1 protein-coding gene is annotated in these 763 nt (G+C 66.8%); it reads right to left on the bottom strand.

The features are described 5' to 3' along the window. Positions 1–763, bottom strand: a 763-nt coding sequence (locus A5673_RS16290; protein ID WP_369806492.1) for a pentapeptide repeat-containing protein, incomplete at both ends; no start/stop codon positions are given.

The following is a 763-nucleotide window of genomic DNA, read 5'->3' as shown; positions in this document are numbered from 1 at the left end:
GCCGCCGGAGTTCCCGAAGCCCATGTTGTCGGTCCCCGAATTGCCGCCGCCGAAATTGCCGGAGGCCGCGTTTCCGAAGCCGAAGTTGACCTGGCCGGCGTTCCCGAAGCCGGTGTTGGTGAAGCCCGCGTTCCAGAAGCCGGTGTTGGTGTTGCCGGCGTTCCCGAAGCCGAAATTGCCGTTCCCCGAGTTGAAGAGGCCCACGTTGCCGTTGCCCGAGTTGAAGAAGCCGATGTTCCCGGAGCCCGAGTTGAACAGCCCGAGGTTGCCGCTGCCCGAATTCAGGGCGCCGAAGCCGATCTGGTTGTCGCCGGTGAGCCCGAACCCGATGTCGTTGCTTCCGGCGTTGCCGAAGCCGAAGTCGTTGTTGCCGCGGTTGCCGAAGCCGACGTTGTGGCTGCCGAGGTTTCCGCTGCCCATGTTGGCGTCGCCGTGATTTCCGGAACCGACGTTTCCGCTGCCGCGGTTTCCGTTGCCGACGTTCCCGGCGCCGTTGTTTCCGTTGCCGACGTTGTTGGTGCCGAGGTTTCCGCTGCCGACGTTGCCGCTGCCGGAATTTCCGCTGCCGACGTTGGCGCTGCCGGTGTTGCCGGTGCCGACGTTGCTGGTGCCGGTGTTGCCGAAGCCGACGTTCAGGACCCCGTTGTCGCCGGTGCCCACGTTGATGCCGGCGACGGCGGCCTGCACTTGAGCGAACCCGGGCAGTATCTGCAGCGCCTGCGCCATGGGCGTCAGCTGCGCGGCCACCGCCGACGCCCCGCCG

Source organism: Mycobacterium sp. E3198 (assembly GCF_001667015.1).
Classification (GTDB): Bacteria; Actinomycetota; Actinomycetes; order Mycobacteriales; family Mycobacteriaceae; genus Mycobacterium.
This window is presented reverse-complemented; position numbering and strand designations above follow the sequence as displayed.